We start from the raw sequence: 20,534 nt of genomic DNA on the forward strand, positions 1-20,534 counted from the left end.
AAGGTGATACGCTAAGCGATTGATAATGCGAACCGTCGACCTCATTCAGCGCAAGCGGAACGGCGAAGAGCTGTCGCCCGAAGAAATCACCTGGCTTGTCGAGAGCTACACTCGCGGCGAGATCCCCGATTACCAGGTCTCGGCCTTTTTGATGGCCGTCTATTTTCAGAGCATGACCGACGTCGAAGTGGGCGCCATGGTGGAATCCATGATTGCCTCCGGCGAACGTCTCGACCTCTCCTCCGTGCCGGGTCCGAAGGTGGACAAACACTCCACCGGCGGCGTGGGTGACAAGACCAGCCTGATCTGCGCACCGCTGGCAGCGGCCGCGGGCGTGAAGGTTCCGATGGTTTCGGGCCGCGCTCTTGGCCACACCGGCGGCACCCTGGACAAGCTGGAATCGATCCCCGGGTTCCGCACCAACCTGAGTGTCGACGAGTTCCGCGACGTCCTGAACCGCGTCGGTTTCGCCGTCATGGGCCAGAGTGACGAGATCACTCCGGCTGACGGCAAGCTGTACGCGCTGAGGGATGCCACGGCCACGGTCGAATCCATCCCGCTGATCGCGGCGTCCATCATGTCGAAGAAGCTGGCGGCCTCGCTCGACGGCCTCGTTCTCGACGTGAAAGTCGGCGCCGGCGCGTTCATGAAGCGCCAGGTGGATGCCCGCAAGCTGGCCCAGTTGATGACGACCATCGCCCGCCGCGCCGACCTGCGCGCCCAGGCGCTGATCACCGACATGAACCAGCCGCTGGGCTATGCCATCGGCAACGCTCTCGAAATCATGGAAGTGTCGCAGACGCTGCAGTTCTCCGGTCCCGACGATCTGACGAAGATCTCGCTGGAGCTGGCGGCGCGCATGATCTACCTCGCCAAGGTCACCGCGACCATGGAAGAGGCTCGCGACCTGGCGACGGCCAAGCTGCGCGACGGTTCCGGTTACGCCAAGTTCAAGGACATGATTGCGGCGCAGGGCGGCAATCCGCAGGTTCTCGACCGTTTCGACCTGCTGCCGAACGCCACGGGCGCCATGGAGATCACTTCGCCGCGCGGCGGCTACATCTCCCACATCGACGCCGAAGAGATCGGCATTGCCTCGGCCATGATCGGCGCGGGCCGCGATACGAAGGAAGACTCCATCGATCCGGCCGTCGGCGTGATTCTCGAAGTGAAGGTCGGCCAGAAGGTGGAAGCCGGCGGTGTTCTGTGCCGCCTGTACTTCACCAAGGAAGACCGCATCGGCGAAGCCGCAGAGCGCGTGGAAGACGCCTTCCGCATCTCCTCCACCGCGCCAGAGCCGCGTGAACTGATCCTCGAAGTCGTCAGCTAAAGAAGTTCGAACAAGAGAGGGCCGGTCCCCACAGGCCGGTGCGTTACCATGGACCGCTTTACGGGACTGCTGGGCCTGATCGCCATCCTGGCCCTCTGCTATTCGATGTCGACGGACCGGAAAGCCATCAAGCCCCGGTTGTTGTTGTGGGGGCTGGGGCTGCAATTCAGCTTCGCCTTCCTGGTGCTGAAGACCGATGTCGGGATGATCTTCCAGGCAGCCAGCGTCGCGGTCAACGCATTGCTGGAGTATGCCGAACAGGGCAGCAGTTTCCTGTTTGGCCCATTAGGAATCAAAAGCGGCCCCTTTGGGGTCGTTTTTGCGTTTCAGGTGCTGCCGATCGTGATTTTCATCGCCAGCCTGTTCTCAATCCTCTACTACTTCGGGGTGATGCAGGTGGTGATCAAGGCGATGGCGTGGGGCATGCATCGCGTGATGCGCTGTTCCGGCGCGGAGTCGACCAACGTCGCGGCCAGCATCTTCATGGGCCAGACGGAAGCCCCGCTCACCATCCGGCCGTTCCTGGCCAACCTGACTCCCTCTGAACTGTTCACGGTGATGACCTGCGGCATGGCGCACGTATCGGGCGCCGTCATGGCGGCGTATGTGAAGATCGCCGGGGTCGACATCAAGCACCTGCTGACGGCCGTGATTATGACGGCTCCGGCGACGCTGCTGCTGGCGAAGATGCTGGTGCCCGAGACCGGCCATCCCGAGACCGAAGGCGACGTCAAAGTTGAAATTGAGCGGCCCGGCGTGAACGTGATCGACGCGGCGGCGCGCGGCGCGGGCGATGGCCTGCAACTGGCGTTGAACATCGGCGGCATGCTGATCGCGTTCATTTCGCTCATCGCGCTGGTGAACGGCGGCATGAGCTGGCTGCACTCCATCGCGGGCTGGATCCCGGAATCGCTGCAGAAGCTGTTCGGCATCATCTTCGCGCCCATCGCCTGGCTGCTGGGCGTGAGCTGGAAAGACGCGGCCTCAGTGGGCGACATGCTGGGCACGCGCATGGTGTTGAACGAATTCATTGCGTTCCTGCGGCTGGGTGAGTTGAAGAGCACGCTGGATCCGCGGTCGTTCGTCATCACGACGTTCGCGCTGTGCGGCTTCGCGAACTTCAGCTCGATTGCGATCCAGATCGGCGGCATCGGGGCGCTGGCGCCCAGCCGCAAGTCGGACCTGGCGCGCATGGGCCTGAAGGCGATGATGGCGGGTACGCTGGCGAACTTCATGTCGGCCTGCATTGCGGGGGTGCTGCTGTGATCCGCGAGGCGGCCGGGTTCCTCAAGACGAAGCTGGCGCAGTGGCCCGAGACGGCCGTGGTGCTGGGCAGCGCGCAGGCGGCATTTGCGGATGCGCTGACGGACCGCGTGGAGATCGAGTACAAGGACATCCCCCACTGGCCGGTGCCCACCGTGCAGGGCCATGCGGGCAAGCTGATCGTCGGTAAGATCGGCGCGACGCCGGTGACCGTGATGAGCGGCCGCGTGCATCTGTACGAGGGCTGGACTCCGCAGCAGGTGACATTCGGTGTGCGCGTACTGGGCCTGCTGGGCCTGAAGAACCTGGTGCTGACGAACGCCGCGGGCGGCATCAATCCGGCATATCACCGGGGCCTGCTGGTGGCGATCACGGATCACCTGAACCTGCAGGGCTCGAACCCGCTCACGGGTCCGAATGATGCGGAACTGGGTCCGCGGTTTCCGGACATGTCGCATGCGTACTGCCCGGAACTGCTGGCGAAGCTGAAGGCTGTGGCCGTGCAGTCCGGCATCGAGCTGGGCGAAGGCGTGTATGCCGCGCTGCTGGGTCCGAATTTCGAGACTCCGGCGGAGATCCGCTATCTGCGGACCATCGGAGCCGACCTGGCCGGCATGTCGACCGTGCCCGAGACGATCGTGGCCAACCACATGGGCATCCGGGTCCTGGCGATCTCGACGGTGACGAACATGGCGGCGGGCATGCAGAAGGAGCTGAGCCACCAGGAGGTGCTGGAGACCGGCATCGCCTCGGCCGGCCAGTTGATCACGCTGCTCACGAATCTGCTCAAATCGGAGTAGGGTCACTCAGCCATGGAACTGGACGCACTCAAAGAAGCAGCCTTGCAGGCGCGTCTGCGCGCGCACGCTCCGTTCTCCAATTTCCAGGTGGGCGCGGCGCTGCAGGCGCAGGACGGCCGGATCTTCGGCGGCTGCAATGTGGAGAATTCGTCCTACGGCCTGACGATGTGCGCCGAGCGCACGGCGATTTTCCGGGCCGTGGCCGAGGGCGCCAAGCGCTTCACGCGCATCGCCATCGTGGCCGACACGGAGAAGCTGACACCGCCCTGCGGCGCCTGCCGCCAGGTGTTGTGGGATCTGTGCGGCGACCTGGAAGTGATTCTGTTCAATCCGCAGGGCGAGACGGAGACCTGCCGTCTGCGCGACCTGCTTCCGCGAGCTTTTGATGCGACTTTCCTCGATTAGCCTCTCTCTTCTCTTCTGCTCCCTGCTCTCCGCCGCGCCTGCCGACCTGATTGTGTCGGCCGGCCGTGTGGTGACGATGGACGCGCAACGCACGGTGATCATCAATGGCGCCGTGGCGATGGCCAAGGGCCGCATTCTGGCCGTGGGTCCCAAGGCCGAGATCGACCAGAAGTACCAGGCGGCCAAACGGATCGACCGGCCGGATGCGATTCTGGCTCCGGGCCTGATCAACACCCACACGCATGCGCCCATGTCGCTGCTGCGCGGCATCGCCGACGACCTGACGCTGCAGAAGTGGCTGGAGAAGTTCATCTTCCCGGCCGAAGCCAAGAACGTCAATGAGCAGTTTGTGCGCGTGGGCACGCGGCTGGCCGTGCTGGAGATGATGCTGGGCGGTACGACGACGTATGTCGATATGTACTACTTCGAAGGCGCCATCGCCGAGGAGACGAAGAAGGCCGGCATGCGCGCCGTCTTGGGGCAGACCATCATCGGCTTCCCCGCCCCGGATTATAAGACGCCGGAGCTGGCGCTGGCCGGGACGGAGAAGTTCATTCAACGCTTCCAGAACGATCCGCTGATCATGCCGACGGCGGCTCCGCACGCCATCTACACGAACTCGCCGGAGACGCTGAAGGCGGCGCGGGCGCTGGCGGACAAGTACAAGACGCTGTTCGTTATACACGTGTCGGAGACGCAGAAAGAGAACTCCGATTGCGGGCGTGACCACAACAACATGACGCCCACGGCTTATCTGGAGTCGCTGGGCGCGCTGAGCGGCCGCACGTTGTTCGCGCATGCGGTTTGGACGCGCGCCAACGACATCCTCACCATCAAGCGCCACAACGTGGGCATCGCGCACTGCCCGTCGAGCAACATGAAACTGGGCAGCGGCACGGCCAACGTGATGGGGCTGCTGCGTACGGGGATTCCGGTGGGCCTGGGCACGGACGGTCCGGCGGGTTCGAACAACGACTTCGACATGTTCGAGGAGATGGACCTGGCGTCGAAGCTGGCCAAGGTGTCGGCGCAGGATCCGACGGTGCTGCCGGCCACGCAGGCGTTCGCCATGGCGACGATCGGCGGCGCGCAGGCGTTGGGGCTGGAGAAGGAGATCGGGTCGCTGGAAGCGGGCAAGAAGGCCGACCTGATCACGGTGTCGACCAGCGCTCCGAACGGCTGGCCGATGCACGATGTGTACTCGATGCTGGTCTACAGCCTGAAGGCGAGCGATGTGCAGGACGTGGTGATTGAAGGCAAGGCGACGGTGGAGAACCGCAAGGCGCTGACGCTGAATCCGCTGGAGATCCGGCGCGAGGTGAAGGTGCTGCGCGACAAGGTGGATGCGTCGCTGAAGTAGACGCCGCCGACACGAGAAAAGGGCCGCCCCGCGCGATGGCGAGGCGGCCCTTTTCCATTGGTGATCGCGGCTTACGGAGCGGGCGTGGCGGGCGGAGGCGCGATGGTCACGGGCGGGATGCAGCGCAGGTACTCATAGATGGCGCGAATGTCGTAGTCGGTCATCTGTGCGTAGGCGGGCCACGGCATCACCTGCAGCAGCGGACCCATCTGCGGGTGCAGATTGTCGTGATCCATGCCGGTCCGCATCGTCATCAGGAACTCGTCGAAGGTCATGCCGGCCGGCCGGTTGTACTTGTCCACTTCCGGAGTCAGGTTACGCGAAGTGAAGGGGCCGAACGTCTGGCCGCCGCCGAGATAGCCGGCCGCGTTCACGACCATCTTCTGGCCCTTGAACGGATCGCCGCCGGTGGCGTACGACGGGCTGGTGTGGCAGTCGTTGCAGCCGCCCACGGCATTGACGAGGTAGCTGCCATAGCCGATCAGGCTCGGGTCCTTGCCTTCCAGCGCCAGCGGCACCGGAGCCATTTTGAGCCCCTGATTGGCGCGGACCTGCTGATAGATCGCGTCGGGCGATTGAGCCGTCAGGCCGGCCGCGGCGATCAACAGGATCGCTACCGCAACCACCGCGAATAGATGTTTTTTGGACATAGTTAAGTTGCTCCTCTGAACGGCTCAGGCTGCCGCACGGCCAGACCACAGGCTATGCTGAGCCGGCAGAGAATACGGTCCGGCAGCCTGGCGAGATTTATGTTTTTTCGACTTCCCCAGTAGTCTCCAGCATTACGTATGCTTCATGCGGAGCTTCGGTCATGGTACGGCCATGGTGCTGATCTGTCAAGGGGATTCGACCGGCTGAGGGGATTGCCGTATGGCGGCAATGAGGGCTTGACAGACCGCCCTAAAGTGTAAATAATTACACTATGACTCTCACAGACAGACAGCGTGAGATCTACGACTATATTGTCGCGTTCCGCCGGGAGAATGGCTGTTCGCCGTCAATCCCGGAGATCCAGCGGCAATTCGACATCAGGAGCCCCAATGGCGTGGCCGGGCATCTGGCCGCGCTGGAGGCGAAGGGCGTGATCCGGATGGCGGAGCGCATCGGGTCGCGGCGCATTGAAGTGGTGGCCGAGAAGCAGGTGCCGTCCGAACTGCTGCACGCGCTGCCGGTATTTGGCCATATCCCGGCCGGTCCGCCGCAGGAGTTCCATTTGTCCTCGCCGGAGTCGACGGCGATCTTCGACGAGACGATGCTGGGCTTCAAGCCGCGCGAAGGCTGCTTCCTGTTGAAGGTGCGCGGCGAGTCGATGAAGGACGCGGGCATCCTGAACGGCGACATGGTGGTGATTGAGCCGACGCCCTCGCCGGCGGCGGGCCAGATTGTGGCGGCGCTGATCGATGGAGAGAGTACGCTGAAGCGGCTGGTGCGCGTGAAGGGCCGGTGGTTCCTGAAGGCCGAGAACGCGGACTATCCGGAACTGTATCCACGGGCGGACCTAGTGGTGCAGGGTGTGGTGCGGACCGTCGTCCGGAAACTGGGCTAGGAAGCTCTCAGCTCACGACACGGCCCAGCCCGCATCGATGCCCAGCACTTGTCCGGTGATCATCTGCGAGCCGGGCCCCAGAAGGAACACCGCGGCCCGCGCCACCTCTTCGGGTTCGATGAACGTGCCCGAAAGCGGCTGTTTCGTTTTCAACATCTGGAGAATGCGCTCGTCGGTCTGCGCCCGCAGGCTCATCGGCGAACGGACGGAACCGGGTGCGATGGCGTTCACGCGGATGCCGTGCGGGGCATAGTAAGCCGCCATCGACTTCGTCAATGAGATCACCGCGCCTTTGGCCGCCGCATAGGCGTGCGTGTCGAAATGATGAGGCTCCGGCGCATAGGCGGCGACCGAGGTCATGTTCAGGATCGCGCCCTGGCCCCGGGGCAGCATGCGGCGCAGCACGGTTCGCGAGACATGGAACATCGTTTTGAGGTTCATGTCGAACGTGCGCTCCCAGCCGTTGTCGGTGACCAGATGCAGCGGGCCGTCGCCGAATTTGCGGCCGCTCATGCCCGCTACATTGAAGAGCGCGTCGATGGGCCCGAGTTCGCTGATGCAGCGCGCCACTGCCTTTTCCGCTTCCGCGGTATCGGAGAGGTCTCCACAATGGAAGCCGCCGCAGCACTCGGCGGCGAGTTGGCGGCAGTCGGCTTCCTCCAAGCCGCACACAAAGACCTTGGCGCCGTAGATGGCGGCCAGGCGGGCCGTGGCCGCACCCATGCCGCTGGCGCCCGTGATGAGCCAGACCTGGCCGTCGAGTACCAACTTGAGCCTCTCTTCCCGCGCGGACTAATACTTCACCTTGACCCAACGTTTGGAGGCCATGGACTGGTAGCCCGCATCCAGCACGCAGTTGACGGCGTAACCGTCCACATAGGTCTCCCGGGGCTCCACGCCGTCGCGAACACATTCGACGAAGTGGCGCATCTCGGCCTGGTAGCCGTAGGTGAACGCCTCTTCCGGCAGCGGCCGGGTCCAGCCGAAGTCGATGTCGGCCTTTTCGACGACATAGCCGGCGGGCTGCGAAACGAAGGAGGAGATCGGCGTGCCGCGGGTGACATCGGTGAAGATGGATCCTTCGCTGCCGTGGATCTCGTTGCGCAGGTCGAGACCGCCCTTGCAGGTCCAGCTCATCTCGCAGTGGGCGATGCCGCCGGAGCTGAACTTCAGCACCAGCAGCGCATTGTCCTCGCCCTTGGTCTTCTTGCTGTGGACCAGCGTGTCGCCCCAGGCCATCACTTCCACGATGGCGTTTTCCTTGCCGTGGAAGTAGCGCGCGGCCTCGATGCAGTGGCAGGCGAGGTCGTTCATGGCGCCGCCGCCGGTGCGTTCAATGTCCCAGAAATGCGCGCTGTGCGGGCCGGAGTGGGATTCGCGCGAACGAACCCACAGCACCTTGCCGATGCCGCCGCTCTCGATGGTCTGGCGGGCCTTCACCACGGCCGGGGCGAACACCTCGGTTTCGGCGTAGCCGTGCAGCTTATCGGACTCGACGGCGGCCTTCAGCATGCGGCCCGCTTCCTCCGGCGTACGAGCCAGAGGCTTGGTGCAGACCTGGTTGCGGCCCGCCTGCGACAGCAGGACGGACACCGGCATGTGGGCGTCGTTGGGCAGGGCGATGATGTAGAGGTCGATGTCGTCGCGCTCAATGAGCTTGGCCAGATTGGTGGTGTGCTCCGGGATATTCCAGGTGGCGGCGAACTTCTTCGCCCGCTTCTTGTCGAGCGAGAAGTTGACGACCACCTCCTGGCCATTCACGTTGGCCAGGCCCTGCATGTAGAAGCCGGCCACGAAACCGGAGCCCAACATGGCGATGCGAACGGTTTTTGGCATGAGTCACTCGCTCCTTATTCGAAACAGATCGCCTGGTGGCCGATAACCTTCTCGACACGGCAAACCGCATATCCATTCTCGAAACGGAACGGGAGGGGTTTGTTCTGGGGCACGAGGGTCACTCTTCTGGGCGGCGCGGCCAGACGGAGCCGGATCTCCTGGTCGAGCAGCAGTCCGGGTTCCTCAATGATATCGATGTCGGGCGCGCGGCGTGTCATGGGGTAGTGGAGTAGATGCACGATGCGGCGCTTGGATTCGGGCTGTTCCAGCAGGGTGACCTGGGCGGTGGAGGGCAGTTTGGGCGCCGTCAGCGCGGGCTGCGGCATGAGCCGTTGCAACAGGTCGCCGACAACCAGCTTATAGGCGCCCACGCCATCGAGGGCGTAGCTGCGGAAGAGGGGATTGGCGATGTAGCAGACCTTGCCGCGCAGGGTGATGAGCGGCTCCTCGGTACGCTGGCCCAGGGGCGTCTGTTTGTGGGAGCTGAAGTGCTCCGGCGTACGGTCGAAGTAAGGATGGCCGTAGGTGGCCAGCACCTCGGTGCCTTCGTCGACGGCCACGGAATGGCCGGGCTGATACAGGAAGTAGGCGCTCTCGTCGAGCGACGGGAACGCACCCGGCCTGGCCAGCATGTACTCGCCGCGGAACTTCGCCTTGCCCTGGTAGCGGATGCCGAGCGGCTTCCAGTAGAACCAGTACATGCGCGGGTCCAGCAGGCTCTCGGCCGAGGCGATGACGCTGCCGCCGGCGGTGACAAACTCGTCGAGCTTGGCCAGCAGCTCCTTGGACGGCCGGATCTCGTCGGGCAGGATCAGCAGCTTGTAGCGGCGGAAGTCCTCGGCCAGATCGATGACATTGAACTGCTGGTGCAACTCCACCAGCATGTTGGTGAAGCCCTGGTCGGCCGGCGTGATCTTCTGCGTGGTTTCCGTATTGAAGAGCGCGGTGGAGACGACTCCGATGTCCGCCACGGCCTTCGCGCCGCGGGCCCAGGGCTCCAGCGCTTCCACCTTGGTATAGGTCTTGCCGATGCGGGCGTAGGTCGTCTTGTCCAGCCGGCCGCGCGGGTGCAACTGGTCGCCGACGCAGGCCTTGGCGCCGTTGGCGAGGAAGTTCAGGCACTCGAAGTCGAGCGCGGCCTGATTCTTCAAGCCGCCGAAGTCGCCCCAGCTTTTGTGGAAGCGGCCGGTCATGCCCACCATGTCCTTGCCCAGCGTACGCATATAGCGGACCCGCTGCTGGAAGTGGGTATAGCCCCAGCCGCCCGTGGGCAGCGATTCGATCTCGATGTGCGAGTAGTAGTCGAGCTCGTCACGTACGCCCACGACGAGGCGGCTGTTGTAGAACGTCAGTCCGTTGGGGAAACGCTTGTGGACGACCTTGTTCAGCCCCTCTTCCACGCGTTTGGCCACCAGTTTGTTGTGCGTGCGGATGGATTCGGGGTCGTCCTTCAGGCCGAGCTTCTTGCGGTCGGCCGTACACCAGTGGCAGAAGCAGCCGTCCGGGTGCTGCTTGAGGATGTCGAACCACGCGCCGTCGGCGTCGTATTTCGTGACGAGCTCTTCATTCTCGGCCAGCACCTGGTCGAGATAGGGCGTGTTCATGCAGATCCACGGCCAGGCGTCGGTGGGCGAGCCGCCGATGTTCTGCCCGTCGCGCGTCACCACCATCCAGTCAGGATGCTTGCGCGAGGTGGCCACGTCCCACACCAGCGAATAGTAGTAGAGCACGTGGATGCCGGCGGCTCTGCAGGCGGTGACCATCTGGCCCAGCAGGTCGATCTTGAGCGCCGGGTGCCGCGTGGCGATGGCGGTGTCGTAATAGGCCAGGCCGTGGTGGCACTTCGCGAAGACGTTGATCGAGTTGACGTGCGCCGCTTTCAGCGTGGCGGCGAACTCGCGGGCGTCGAAGTCGGCGGCAACGTCGGGGATCAGTTCGCTGGTATGAAAGTCGAGGTGGACCTGGCGGAACGGCAGTTCGGAGTGCGCCGAAGTGGGCGCGGCGGCGAGTCCGGCGGCGGCGCTGGTGAGCAGAAACTCACGCCGGTTCAAGAAAGGCATGCGGGCATGGTATCGAAGCCGCGAGGGCAAGCCAAGTGCCGCATGCGAGAGAATGAAATTTGATGGATGCGATCTCGCGAGCGGACGGCCGCAAGCGCACGGCGGCCGTCGTGCTGGCGGGCTTCTGCGCCTTCCTCGACCTCTACGCGCCCCAGCCCCTGTTGCCGATGCTCGCCCGGCATTTTCAGATCTCCGCCGCCGGAGCGGGCCTGGTCGTCAGCGCCGCCACCATTGCCGTGGCGCTGGCCGCGCCGTTTGTCGGACTCATCGCCGACCGCCATGGCCGCAAGCAGGTGATCGTGCCCGCCACCCTGCTGCTGGTGATCCCCACACTGATGGCCGCCTTGGCCCAGAACCTGCCGCAACTCCTGTTCTGGCGGTTCCTGCAGGGCGTGCTGACGCCCGGCATCTTCGCCGTCACCATCGCGTATATCAATGAAGAGTGGAGGTCGAACGTCGGCGCGGCCATGGCTGCCTATGTCACGGGTACGGTGCTGGGTGGCTTCACCGGACGCACGCTCGCCGCGCTGGTGGCGACGGTCACTTCGTGGCAGTGGGCCTTTGTCTGGCTGGCGGTGCTGAACCTGGCCGGCGGCCTCGCGATCAGGGCCTGGATGCCGGAGGGCAAGCGGTTCCGGCCCGTCACCTCGGAAGGCGGCCATGCGGCCCAGATCCTGCGGCACCTGAGGAATCCGCAACTGCTGGCAACCTACGGAGCAGGCTTCTGCGTCCTGTTTTCGATGGTTGCCTTGTTCACGTACGTGAACTTCCATCTGGAGGCCGCGCCGTACCATCTGTCCACGGCCGCACTGGGGTTCCTGTTCACGGTTTACCTGGTGGGCGCGGTGATCACGCCCATTGCTGGACGCTGGATCGACCGGTTGGGCCACCGGACCGCGTTGAGCGGCGCGCTGAGCCTGAGCCTGCTGGGCACGGCCCTGACTTTGCTGGTTCCTCTGCCGGCCATCATCACCGGCCTGGCGTTCTGCTGTACCGGCGTCTTCATCGCGCAGTCGGCCGCCAGCAGCTACATCGGCAAGGTGACGAAGGAAGGACGGGCCGCGGCCGTGGGGCTCTATGTCACCTTCTACTATGTAGGCGGCAGCGCCGGAGCCGTATTGCCCGGAGCACTGTGGTCCCGCTGGGGCTGGCCAGCCTGCGTCGCGCTGATCGCCCTGGTGCAGGCGCTGACCATTGGCTTGGCCCTGGTGTTCTGGCGTCCGGTGACCAGTGCCCTGCCCCTGGAAGCGGCCATCACGACCGAGCGCGGTTCCTTGTAAAAAATTGTAAGCGTTTCCCTGCGCGCCCCGATCGCCGCACACTTCGGTATAGGATATAGGCCGATGAAGCCCCTAGCCGTGCTTACTCTCTTCGCTTTCCCATGCCTGGCCGCCGATCTCACCGGCAGTTGGGTGGCCCAACGCCAGGGCCCGGGCGGGCGCGTCATGGAAACCCAACTCAACTTCAAACAGGAGGGCTCGGCGTTCACCGGCGCGATGCTCTCGTCGATGGGCGAGCAGAAGATCCTGAACGGCAAGATCGAGGGCGATGCGTTCTCGTTCGAGGTCGTTCAAAACATGATGGGCCAGGAACGCCGTGTGAAGTGGGAAGGCAAGGTCGAGGGCGACCAGCTCAAGCTGACGATGAACATGCCGGCCATGGGGCCTGGCGGTCCCCCGCCCGGCGGCGCCATGGGTCCTGGCGGACCTCCGGCCGGAGGCGGTGGGATGCGCGGCATGCGCGAGATGACCGCCAAACGCGGCGAAAGCGAAGTCCTCAAAAAGGAACTGGCGGCCGAGGCGAAACGCCCCAAGCCGGTGCTGCCCGAACGGAAGGCCCTGCCGCTCAATGGACTGGCCAAGACTCCGCCGATGGGCTGGAACAGTTGGAACAAGTTCCATGCCGCCATCAGCGACAAGCTCATCCGCGAGGTGGCCGATGCCATGGCCTCCAGCGGGCTGCGCGACGCCGGCTACGTCTACCTGACCATCGACGACGGCTGGATCGCGGGCCGCGACGAGTCGGGCAAGCCCAGGCCGAATGAGCGGTTTCCCGACATGAAGGCGCTGGGCGACTACGTCCACTCCAAAGGGCTGAAGTTCGGCATCTACTCCTCGCCTGGCTCGCGCACCTGCCAGCAATTGGAGGGCAGCCTGGGCTACGAGGCCATCGACGCCAAGGTGTATGCCTCTTGGGGTGTCGACTATTTGAAGTACGACTGGTGCGGCGCTGCGCGGACGTTCACGGTCGACCAGCAGCCCGTGGTCTACCAGTTGATGGCGCAGGAGTTGCGGGCGACCGGCCGGCCTATTCTCTACAGCATTAGCCAGTATGGCCAGGGCACGGTGCTGGAGTGGGCGTCGACCATCGGCGCGAACATGTGGCGGACGACCGGCGACATCCGCGACACCTACGAGTCGATGGCGCAGATCGGCTTTGGGCAGAACGGCAAGGAGAAATCGGCCGGACCGGGCCACTGGAACGATCCGGACATGCTCGAGATCGGCAATGGCGGGCTGAATCCGGACGAGAGCCGGACGCACATGAGCCTGTGGGCGATTCTGGCGGCTCCGCTGATCGCCGGCAACGACGTTCGTAGTATGGACAAGGACACGCTCGACGTCCTGACGAATCGGGACGTGCTGGCAGTGAGCCAGGATCCGCTGGGCAAGCAGGGCTACCGCCTGCAACAGAACGGCGACATCGACATTTGGGTTCGTCCGTTACAAAAGGGCGAGTGGGCGGTGGGCCTCTTCAACCGGGGCAAGGCTCCGGCGCCGGCGTCCATCACCTGGCAGGCACTGGGGGTGAAAGGGACCCCGAGAGTCCGCGATCTTTGGACGCATGCGGCGGTGCAGCCCACGGCCGATGGCTACACCGCCACAGTGCCGGCACATGGCGTGGCGATGCTGCGTGTCAGGCCGTGATGGCCGCATCGGGACAGCGTGTCGCCTGGAGTAGGACAAGTTGTCCCGTTTTGGGGAGAGCCTGGACTGAATTTGTTGAAACAACAGGACTTGCCGTTTGGCACAAGCCTTGCTTATTAATTAGTCGGAATACGAAAGCGAACCGGAGGTCGTAGCAGCCTTCGGGTCGACCGTTCAAATTCTCCAAAAATAAGCGATCCTGATCCTCGCGGGCCGCCATTCACTCCACGGCGGCCCCCTTTTTTTGCCCACTTGCGTCCAGATTCCCCTTGCACCCAAAACCGGACGTGACGCGTCTATGAGTTAGAGCGATCTGACTGGCTGGGCCTGATATACTTCCTATCAGGGAGATTGCACCCGGCCGGAAGTACCCGGAGGGGCTACAACACATGAGCAACGGATTCAAGTACTCGGTGGTGAGCGTTTCCACCGTGCTGGTGGCACTGCTGCTGATCGGGGCTGTCCTGGGCCAAAGCCCGGAAACCAATCCCGCGGACCCCTACCGCCATCTGAACGTGTTCACCGAGGTTTTCGCCAAGGTGAAGGCAGACTACGTGGAAGAGCCCGACATGAAGAATGTCACCCTGGGCGCCGTGAATGGTCTGCTGGTCTCCCTGGACCCGTTCGCCAGCTACTTGAACGCCGAGCAGTACAAACAATATCTGAAAGTGAAGTCCACCCCGAAGGCCGACATCGGCCTGGTGCTCAGCCGCAAGTACGGCTATGAGCTCGGCGTGGTGGACGCCATTCCTGGTTCCCCGGCCGACAAAGCGGGCCTCTCCACGGGCGACATCCTGGAAGCGATCAACGGTATTTCGACGCGCGACATGCCGCTCGCCTACGCCGATGTCCTGCTGCATGGCGACGCTGGTTCCACCCTCGAACTGACGGTGTTGCGGCTGCGCAAGCCTGAGCCCACCAAGATGACCCTGACCCGTGCACAGGTGCAGGCGCCGGCGATGGTCTCGAAGATGCTCGACAAGGAAGTCGGCTACGTTAGCGTCGAAGATCTCGGTAAGGGCAAGACCCAGTCGGTACAGACCGCCATCGCCGCGCTGGAGAAGCAAGGCGCGAAGAAGATCATTCTGGACCTGCGGCACTCGGCCGTGAATGTGCCCGAAGAGGGCGTCTCGCTGGCTAACCTGTTCCTGGACAAGGGCACCATCGGCTCGCTGAGCGGACAGAAAGTCCCCAAGCAGACATTCCAGGCCGATCCGGCCAAAGCGACATACAAAGGACCGCTGGTGGTGCTGACCAATCGCGGTACGTCAGGTGCGGCCGAAATCGTGGCCGCCGCCCTGCTGGACAACAAGCGCGCCTCCGTTGTCGGTGAGCGCACCTATGGCGACGCGGCCATGCGCAAGGCCGTCACGACGGAAGACGGCGGTGCGGTACTGCTGGCCGTGGCCAAGTACTACTCGCCCGGCGGCAAGGCCATCCAGGACACCTCCGTGGTGCCCAACTACCCCGTGACGGATACTGAGCCCGAAGCGACCACGGACGAAGACGACGCGACACCCGCGCCGGCGACGCCTAAGGAGCCTAAGGAGCCGAAGTCGTCCGAGGATGCCATTCTGAAAAAGGCGTTGGAAGTGGTGAACGGTAAGGTTCAGGCCTCCAACACGGTCGATGTGAAGCCCGGCGATGCCAGCGTGATGCGTCCGCTGAACATCCCGGCGCCCAAGAATTAACACTGCTATGCCACTGTACGAATACAAATGTGATCGCTGCCATAAGACGATTGAGGTCCTGCAGAAGTTCTCCGATACCCCCTTGTCCGTTCACGAGGGCTGTGGCGGAGCACTGGCTCGCCTGATCTCCACGTCGGCTCTTCAGTTCAAGGGCAGCGGCTTTTACATCACGGACTATTCCAAGTCCAAGTCTTCGGGCAGCAGCGGTTCGAACGGCAAGAGCGCGAGCGGCAAAGAGAGCTCCTCGACCTCCGAGTCCGCCCCGGCCAAGACGGAATCGACGCCCAAGCCCGCAGCCAGTGAATCCAGCAAGTAAGGCCGGAACCCGCCGGTTTGTCGCCTTCGATCGCGACGGCACTCTCATTGTAGAGAAGAACTATCTCGCTGACCCCGAGCAGATCGAACTGCTCCCCGGAGCCCGCGAGGCCGTAGACCGTCTGCGCGCCGCCGGCTACGGCCTGGTCGTCGTCACCAACCAGTCCGGTGTCGGACGCGGCTACTTCGGCATGGACGCGGTGCAGGCGATGAACCACAGGCTGGAGGAATTGCTGGGCTCATTCGACGGGATCTATGTGTGCCCGCACGCGCCGGCCGAACAGTGCGACTGCCGCAAACCGAAGCCCACGCTGCTGCTGCGCGCCGCAGCCGAACTTGGGTTCGATCCGGCGGAGAGTGTCGTAGTGGGCGACAAGGATGTAGACGTGAGTCTCGGCCAAAATGCCGGTGGCCGCGGGATCCTGGTCACCACCGGCTACGGTGCGAGGCATCTGGCCGAAGGGCGGACGCAGCCGGACTTCGTCGCGGAAACGCTGGAGCAGGCGGTGGACTGGATCCTGAATCGGGGCTAGGCCTCGCAAGGCGCCGGCCCAAAGGACGCCCGGAGTGTCCTGGTGTCGACCTGCAGGAGCCAGCCGGACCCCGGCTCGTCAAGGATAGCTGGGAGCTTCCGGGCCACCTCTTCTACTCCGTCGCGCAAGCTCTCATCGAGCGAAGGGACCAGCAGGCGGATTAGCCGCTCTGAAGCGCGGCCGACCGGGTCCTGTCCTGATTCCCACTTCGAGACTTTGGTCTTGTCTGTATGCAGGTAACGTCCTAGCTGCTCACCGTTCAAACCAAGATATTTGCGCAGGAACCTCACCTGTTCACCGGTCAGCCGGCATGGACTTGTGACAAGGGCACGGGCAACCGTGCGGTGCAATTCAGTCAGCCGCGAGAGCCGGACTTCACCATGCCCGCAAGCTGCACATTCGGCCACCTGGGCTCCCGTCAGATAGACATTGCTCATTCCGCTTTCCAGATAGCGGTACCTGCGGCGCTGGAACGTGATGCGCTCCCCACAGTTCGGGCACAAAGGGTCGGATCTACGGCGCAGGATCATTGTTGGTATATTACCAACAGCGCCAACCCGAGTCAGCGACCATTGTGCTGAGCAAACGGGACCAATCTTTACCTATGATTGAGGCGTGGACCTTCCAGACGACGACTTCGAACCGGCACCGCCTTCTCCAGAGCGCACCGCTGCGAGAGCACTCGTGCTGGCAGCTATCGCGACACGCGCACTGGACGAGCCCGATGCCGGTGAATTGCGGGAGAACGACGAACCGGCGCGGCAACGTTTCCTGCGATGGTTCAATGAATGCGGACTGCGCGACGAGGCGGAACCACAGGAACTCGAACTGCTGGAGGCATCCTTCAGTGGGCTCGAACAAAAAGCAAGAGTCAATGCGAGCTGGCGCATGGAAGGTGCTGCCGTTCTTGCATGGGCGCTCGGCCGTGCACCCCTACCGTCCATTCTCCTGCAATGCGACATCGATGAAACTCTCAGCGCAGTCGGACTCTTGCGCCCGAGGGAAGAAACGGCTCTCGCCGAGCCGCGCCTGCGAGCACAGGAGGAGTTGGATCTCTGCTCCAGCCTGTATCTGACTCTGCACTGGCGATTGCGGCAGTTCTTTCTCCAGCCGGAGAGAATGAACTTCGTAGAGTTTGCGGCGCAATGCGATTGGGCGGAGATGCGTCTCGACGGCCTGCAGATGATAGACAACGATGTGGCGGTCAACGGCGTTCCCCTGACCCAAGTGGAGCAAGGCCGGCTCAGGGAACTTCACAGCATTGTCCAGGAGCGGCGCCTCGCCCTGGAATGGCTTGCCGGCTTCGAATCACTCTATTCCGATGTAACGACCGACACCTAATCCAAGCGCCAGCACAATCCGCGCCCCGCATACGCGATGATTGTGGCATGTCCAAGATCGTTCGTTACGAGTTCATGGGTAGCTGGCTCTTCTTCTGGGCGCTCTGCATCACCGTCATCGGAATCCCGCTCGGGATCCTCTATCTCATCAGCGGCATGCTGAAAGTGGAGCATGAGATGGACGACCCCGAGCAGTTCATCGCGGCCTATCGCAGCGGCCGCCTGGGACACAAGCCATGAGCCGGCGCGCCTCTCCATTCCCGACGGCCGGGCGCTGACCGCTTAGCCAACCTACGGCTCCAGAAACATCTCCCCCATCACCTTGTCCCAGTTCGCGCCCGGCTGCGCCTTGCTGAGATCCTCCATCAGGACGCCGCCATCAGCCAGCGACGGCCCCGTCGCTTCCGGCGACAGCAGCATCTGCAGGCGATCCAGCTCATCCCGCAGCCAGCCGCTCACCTCGTGGCCATGCAGCAAATGCCGCAGATCCGTTGGCTTGTTCGCCACCGGACGCAGACGCAGATACCAGCCCTTGTCAGGCCCGCCCGTCTCGACGACCTCCCCTTCAATGGGCGCCAGCACGCGGAACGGCACGCCATTGCGATCGCCACGCCAGCCCACACCGTTGTTCTCGAGATGCGTTCCCGGCGCAGGCAACTCCACATGATCCGGCGGCCCAATCAGGCGCCGGCCCAGGTCGTCGAGCCCCACCACCAGGGTCCCGTTCGCCTCCGGCCTCACCCACGCATGACCGCGGTGATAGTAATTCTCAGCCGGGAAATCCAACCCATAGGTCTCTACGGGCACGCTCTCGTCAACCACCGGCGCCAGTTCGACGAACTTCGGATGGGTGATGCAATCGCGGCAATCAAACGCGTTCGGGCAGAGGCGCGACTTCGTCTCGCCGGAGAGCGTGTGGCGGCAGCGGCGCTCGCGATCGCTGAGGTCATGAAACTCGCTCTGCCAGCGGATCCGCGGCTCGCGCTGGAGCTTTGCATCCCGCCAGCTTCTCCACACAGCCACGAGAGCCGCCGTAAGAATCACCAGGCCCACCGTGCAGAAGATGGAGACGAACAGGATGTGTCCGAACGTCCAGTGGAAGCCATTAATTCCGGGAAACATATTCCAACTCCTCTACTTCAACGGGCGCTGTCAGTTGTTTTTCATCGGGGAAGAGCGGCAGATAGCGGAACGAGAACGCGTACACCAGAACGCCATAGGCGAGAACGGCGGCAAACACGCCGAACTCCTGCCAACTCGGGAAATAAGACAGAAACTCATCAAACGGCAGCGTGGGCAGCGCCAGTGTCTGAATCGTCAGCACAAAGCGGTTGAGAGCCACACCACAGCAAGCCAGAATGGCCGCGCAGGTCAACACAACCGGTTTCGCACGCAACCGGGCAGACAGCAGCAGCAGGGCCGGGATCATGCCCAGCAGGACGATCTCAGTGAACAGGATCCACGTCCCAAAGGGCTTAAAAGTGTAGAACTCCCAGGGCGTGAAGCCGGCCGCGGGCGAGGTCCTGTTGAGCCAGATCAGCGTATCCACGCTCTTCAGCGCGACATACACCGTGAGCAGTACGCCCGACGTCTTGCCCAGCATCTCATAGACTCCGCCGCGCACCAGCGGCTTGTTGCTCAGCTTCTCGGCCAGCTTCGTCGTGAGCAGAATGAAGCTGGGCCCGGCGGCAATCGCGGAGAGGATGAAGAGGAAGAACGTCGAGGGCCAGATGGCGAAGCCCTCGCGGTAAGCAAACGGCCGTCCGCGCAGCACGCCGTACAAGCCGCCCAAAGAGCCCTGGTGGAAGAAGGAAAGCAGCGTGCCGACGGCAGCCAGCACGGGGATGATCCGGTGCAACTCGAATTCAAAGACCAGGAACGAGGGGATCTGTTTCAGCTTCCGGTGTTTCAGCAGGATCGGAATGTACTCCACCGCCAGGACGGTGAGGTAGCAGGTGATGCAGAAGGTCACCTCAGTCAGCATCGAGTGCACATTGGGGTGCCAGAAGGTGAACCAGGCGCGCGCCGGCTGCCCGACGTCCACGGCCAGCGCCACCATGGCTCCGCTATAGCAGACGAAGCCGATGATGACAGCGCTGTTGATGACGGACTTCAGCGCCTTCCACTTCATGAGATAGAGCAGGAAGCCGGTAAAGAACGCACCCGCGCCGAGCGCGATCACCGTGAGGTCGAGGAAGATCCACAAACCGAACGCGAACCGGTTGTCCATGTTGGTCTGGTTCAGGCCATAGCGCAGGCACAGATAGATGGAGTAGGCGCCAAAGGCGAACAGCAGCAGCCAGGGCGCGATGCGGAGTGCGAAGCCGCGCGGGGAGCAGCGCTCCAACCCGCGTGGAATCATGTTGCGGTCGTCGAAGCTAGGCATTGGCTTGCTCCTTTGCGCTACGCTCCGCCAGGCTCCGGACCCAGGGCCGGCTGGAATGATAGTGAACCTTGGGGCCCGTACCCAGCTTGGCCAGCAGTTGGAACGTACCCTCGGCATGCGCCAGCTTCTGAGCCTCAGTGGTGGGATCATCGAGATCGCCCAGCACCATGGCGCCGGTCGGACACGCTTCCACGCAAGCCGAAACGTAGGTGGCCGGCGGCGGCTGCCCGTCCGCTGTCGCCTGATCCTCGGCGGCGTGCAGCCGCGACGCGCAGAGATTGCACTTCTCCACCACACCGCGCATGCGGGGCGCGACGGTCGGATTCAGCGTCGCCTCCATGCCCACCGGCCACTGCGGATCCCACCAGTTGAAATAGCGGGCATGATAGGGGCACGCGGTCATGCAGTAGCGGCAACCCAGGCAGCGCTGCGGCATCTGCGTAACGATGCCGGTGGCTTCGTCCAGTTCGACCGCCTGCTGCGGGCAGACCGATTCGCAGGGCGGCTCGCTGCAGTGCATGCACAGCAACGGGAGGAACGCGGTTTGACGCTTGTCGGCCGGCGCGCCGTTGTGCACCGGATACACGCGCATCGGAGTGATGCCGGTGCGATCAGTCGCTTTCTCCGGAGCCGGAGCCACATTGTTCTCAGCCGCGCAGGCCACCATGCAGGCGCCGCAACCCGTACAGAGGTCAACGTCCACGATCATGCCGTAACGGCGGTTTTTCTTCGTGACAGCCAT

General features: G+C 63.5%; 21 protein-coding genes. 13 read left to right on the plus strand and 8 right to left on the minus strand.

The window, feature by feature from the left end:
* The first annotated feature begins 25 nt into the window (after positions 1–25).
* The 5 genes from IRI77_RS05915 to IRI77_RS05935 are packed head-to-tail and all read left to right on the plus strand — an operon-like array spanning position 26 to position 5,158.
* A complete protein-coding gene (locus tag IRI77_RS05915; RefSeq protein ID WP_194451148.1) occupies positions 26–1,330 on the plus strand; it encodes a thymidine phosphorylase in 1,305 nt (434 codons plus the stop codon).
* 48 nt (positions 1,331–1,378) lie between these two features.
* A complete protein-coding gene (locus IRI77_RS05920) occupies positions 1,379–2,596 on the plus strand; it encodes a NupC/NupG family nucleoside CNT transporter (protein ID WP_194451149.1) in 1,218 nt (405 codons plus the stop codon).
* On the plus strand, positions 2,593–3,393 hold the full coding sequence (locus IRI77_RS05925; RefSeq protein WP_228486619.1) for a purine-nucleoside phosphorylase: 801 nt from the start codon (positions 2,593–2,595) through the stop codon (positions 3,391–3,393). The genes IRI77_RS05920 and IRI77_RS05925 overlap by 4 nt, the downstream gene beginning before the upstream one ends.
* A gap of 12 nt (positions 3,394–3,405) precedes the next feature.
* Positions 3,406–3,798: a cytidine deaminase gene (locus tag IRI77_RS05930; RefSeq protein ID WP_194451150.1), complete on the plus strand. Its 393-nt coding sequence runs from the start codon at positions 3,406–3,408 to the stop codon at positions 3,796–3,798.
* Positions 3,779–5,158 (plus strand): amidohydrolase family protein, encoded by a 1,380-nt coding sequence (locus IRI77_RS05935; protein WP_194451151.1) that lies wholly within the window; start codon positions 3,779–3,781, stop codon positions 5,156–5,158. Before IRI77_RS05930 ends, IRI77_RS05935 begins: the two co-directional genes overlap by 20 nt.
* 71 nt (positions 5,159–5,229) lie before the next feature.
* Here IRI77_RS05935 and IRI77_RS05940 read toward each other — a convergent pair whose 3' ends face one another.
* Complete coding sequence (locus IRI77_RS05940; RefSeq protein ID WP_194451152.1) at positions 5,230–5,808, minus strand: cytochrome C; 579 nt, start codon at positions 5,806–5,808, stop codon at positions 5,230–5,232.
* Positions 5,809–6,080: 272 nt separating this feature from the next.
* On the opposite strand from IRI77_RS05940, the gene lexA reads away from it, so the two are divergent.
* The gene (lexA, locus tag IRI77_RS05945; protein WP_194451153.1) at positions 6,081–6,704 is read left to right on the plus strand and encodes a transcriptional repressor LexA; all 624 of its coding nucleotides are present in this window, start codon (positions 6,081–6,083) and stop codon (positions 6,702–6,704) included.
* 12 nt (positions 6,705–6,716) lie between these two features.
* On the opposite strand, the gene IRI77_RS05950 is transcribed toward lexA, so the two are convergent.
* The 3 genes from IRI77_RS05950 to IRI77_RS05960 are packed head-to-tail and all read right to left on the minus strand — an operon-like array spanning position 6,717 to position 10,600.
* Entirely contained in the window at positions 6,717–7,472 is a 756-nt protein-coding gene (locus IRI77_RS05950; RefSeq protein WP_194451154.1) for an SDR family NAD(P)-dependent oxidoreductase, read from the minus strand.
* Between the two features lie 24 nt (positions 7,473–7,496).
* On the minus strand, positions 7,497–8,540 hold the full coding sequence (locus IRI77_RS05955; protein ID WP_194451155.1) for a Gfo/Idh/MocA family protein: 1,044 nt from the start codon (positions 8,538–8,540) through the stop codon (positions 7,497–7,499).
* Positions 8,541–8,554: 14 nt separating this feature from the next.
* The gene (locus IRI77_RS05960; RefSeq protein WP_194451156.1) at positions 8,555–10,600 is read right to left on the minus strand and encodes an alpha-amylase family protein; all 2,046 of its coding nucleotides are present in this window, start codon (positions 10,598–10,600) and stop codon (positions 8,555–8,557) included.
* 62 nt (positions 10,601–10,662) lie between these two features.
* On the opposite strand from IRI77_RS05960, the gene IRI77_RS05965 reads away from it, so the two are divergent.
* The 5 genes from IRI77_RS05965 (at position 10,663) to IRI77_RS05985 (ending at position 16,066) form a co-directional block, all read left to right on the plus strand.
* Complete coding sequence (locus IRI77_RS05965) at positions 10,663–11,880, plus strand: MFS transporter (RefSeq protein ID WP_194451157.1); 1,218 nt, start codon at positions 10,663–10,665, stop codon at positions 11,878–11,880.
* A gap of 63 nt (positions 11,881–11,943) precedes the next feature.
* On the plus strand, positions 11,944–13,527 hold the full coding sequence (locus tag IRI77_RS05970; RefSeq protein ID WP_194451158.1) for a glycoside hydrolase family 27 protein: 1,584 nt from the start codon (positions 11,944–11,946) through the stop codon (positions 13,525–13,527).
* A 389-nt stretch (positions 13,528–13,916) separates the two neighbouring features.
* Positions 13,917–15,218, plus strand: a complete 1,302-nt coding sequence (locus IRI77_RS05975) for a S41 family peptidase (protein ID WP_194451159.1) — start codon at positions 13,917–13,919, stop codon at positions 15,216–15,218.
* 7 nt (positions 15,219–15,225) lie between these two features.
* The gene (locus tag IRI77_RS05980) at positions 15,226–15,534 is read left to right on the plus strand and encodes an FmdB family zinc ribbon protein (protein ID WP_194451160.1); all 309 of its coding nucleotides are present in this window, start codon (positions 15,226–15,228) and stop codon (positions 15,532–15,534) included.
* A complete protein-coding gene (locus IRI77_RS05985) occupies positions 15,518–16,066 on the plus strand; it encodes a D-glycero-alpha-D-manno-heptose-1,7-bisphosphate 7-phosphatase (RefSeq protein WP_194451161.1) in 549 nt (182 codons plus the stop codon). Before IRI77_RS05980 ends, IRI77_RS05985 begins: the two co-directional genes overlap by 17 nt.
* Here IRI77_RS05985 and IRI77_RS05990 read toward each other — a convergent pair.
* The gene (locus IRI77_RS05990; protein WP_194451162.1) at positions 16,063–16,596 is read right to left on the minus strand and encodes a type II TA system antitoxin MqsA family protein; all 534 of its coding nucleotides are present in this window, start codon (positions 16,594–16,596) and stop codon (positions 16,063–16,065) included. The two genes, IRI77_RS05985 and IRI77_RS05990, sit on opposite strands and share 4 nt — an antisense overlap.
* A gap of 85 nt (positions 16,597–16,681) precedes the next feature.
* On the opposite strand from IRI77_RS05990, the gene IRI77_RS05995 reads away from it, so the two are divergent.
* Positions 16,682–17,407, plus strand: a complete 726-nt coding sequence (locus tag IRI77_RS05995) for a DUF4272 domain-containing protein (protein WP_194451163.1) — start codon at positions 16,682–16,684, stop codon at positions 17,405–17,407.
* 47 nt (positions 17,408–17,454) lie between these two features.
* The gene (locus tag IRI77_RS06000) at positions 17,455–17,646 is read left to right on the plus strand and encodes a hypothetical protein (RefSeq protein WP_194451164.1); all 192 of its coding nucleotides are present in this window, start codon (positions 17,455–17,457) and stop codon (positions 17,644–17,646) included.
* 51 nt (positions 17,647–17,697) lie between these two features.
* On the opposite strand, the gene IRI77_RS06005 is transcribed toward IRI77_RS06000, so the two are convergent.
* Genes IRI77_RS06005 through IRI77_RS06015 form a run of 3 tightly spaced genes read right to left on the minus strand, consistent with a single transcriptional unit; the run spans position 17,698 to position 20,534 of the window.
* The gene (locus IRI77_RS06005; RefSeq protein WP_194451165.1) at positions 17,698–18,528 is read right to left on the minus strand and encodes a glycine cleavage system protein H; all 831 of its coding nucleotides are present in this window, start codon (positions 18,526–18,528) and stop codon (positions 17,698–17,700) included.
* Positions 18,512–19,792: a menaquinone reductase integral membrane subunit QrcD gene (qrcD, locus tag IRI77_RS06010; RefSeq protein WP_194451166.1), complete on the minus strand. Its 1,281-nt coding sequence runs from the start codon at positions 19,790–19,792 to the stop codon at positions 18,512–18,514. The genes IRI77_RS06005 and qrcD overlap by 17 nt, the downstream gene beginning before the upstream one ends.
* Entirely contained in the window at positions 19,785–20,534 is a 750-nt protein-coding gene (locus tag IRI77_RS06015; protein WP_194451167.1) for a 4Fe-4S dicluster domain-containing protein, read from the minus strand. The genes qrcD and IRI77_RS06015 overlap by 8 nt, the downstream gene beginning before the upstream one ends.

The sequence above is a fragment of the Paludibaculum fermentans genome, from assembly GCF_015277775.1.
Lineage (GTDB): Bacteria > Acidobacteriota > Terriglobia > Bryobacterales > Bryobacteraceae > Paludibaculum > Paludibaculum fermentans.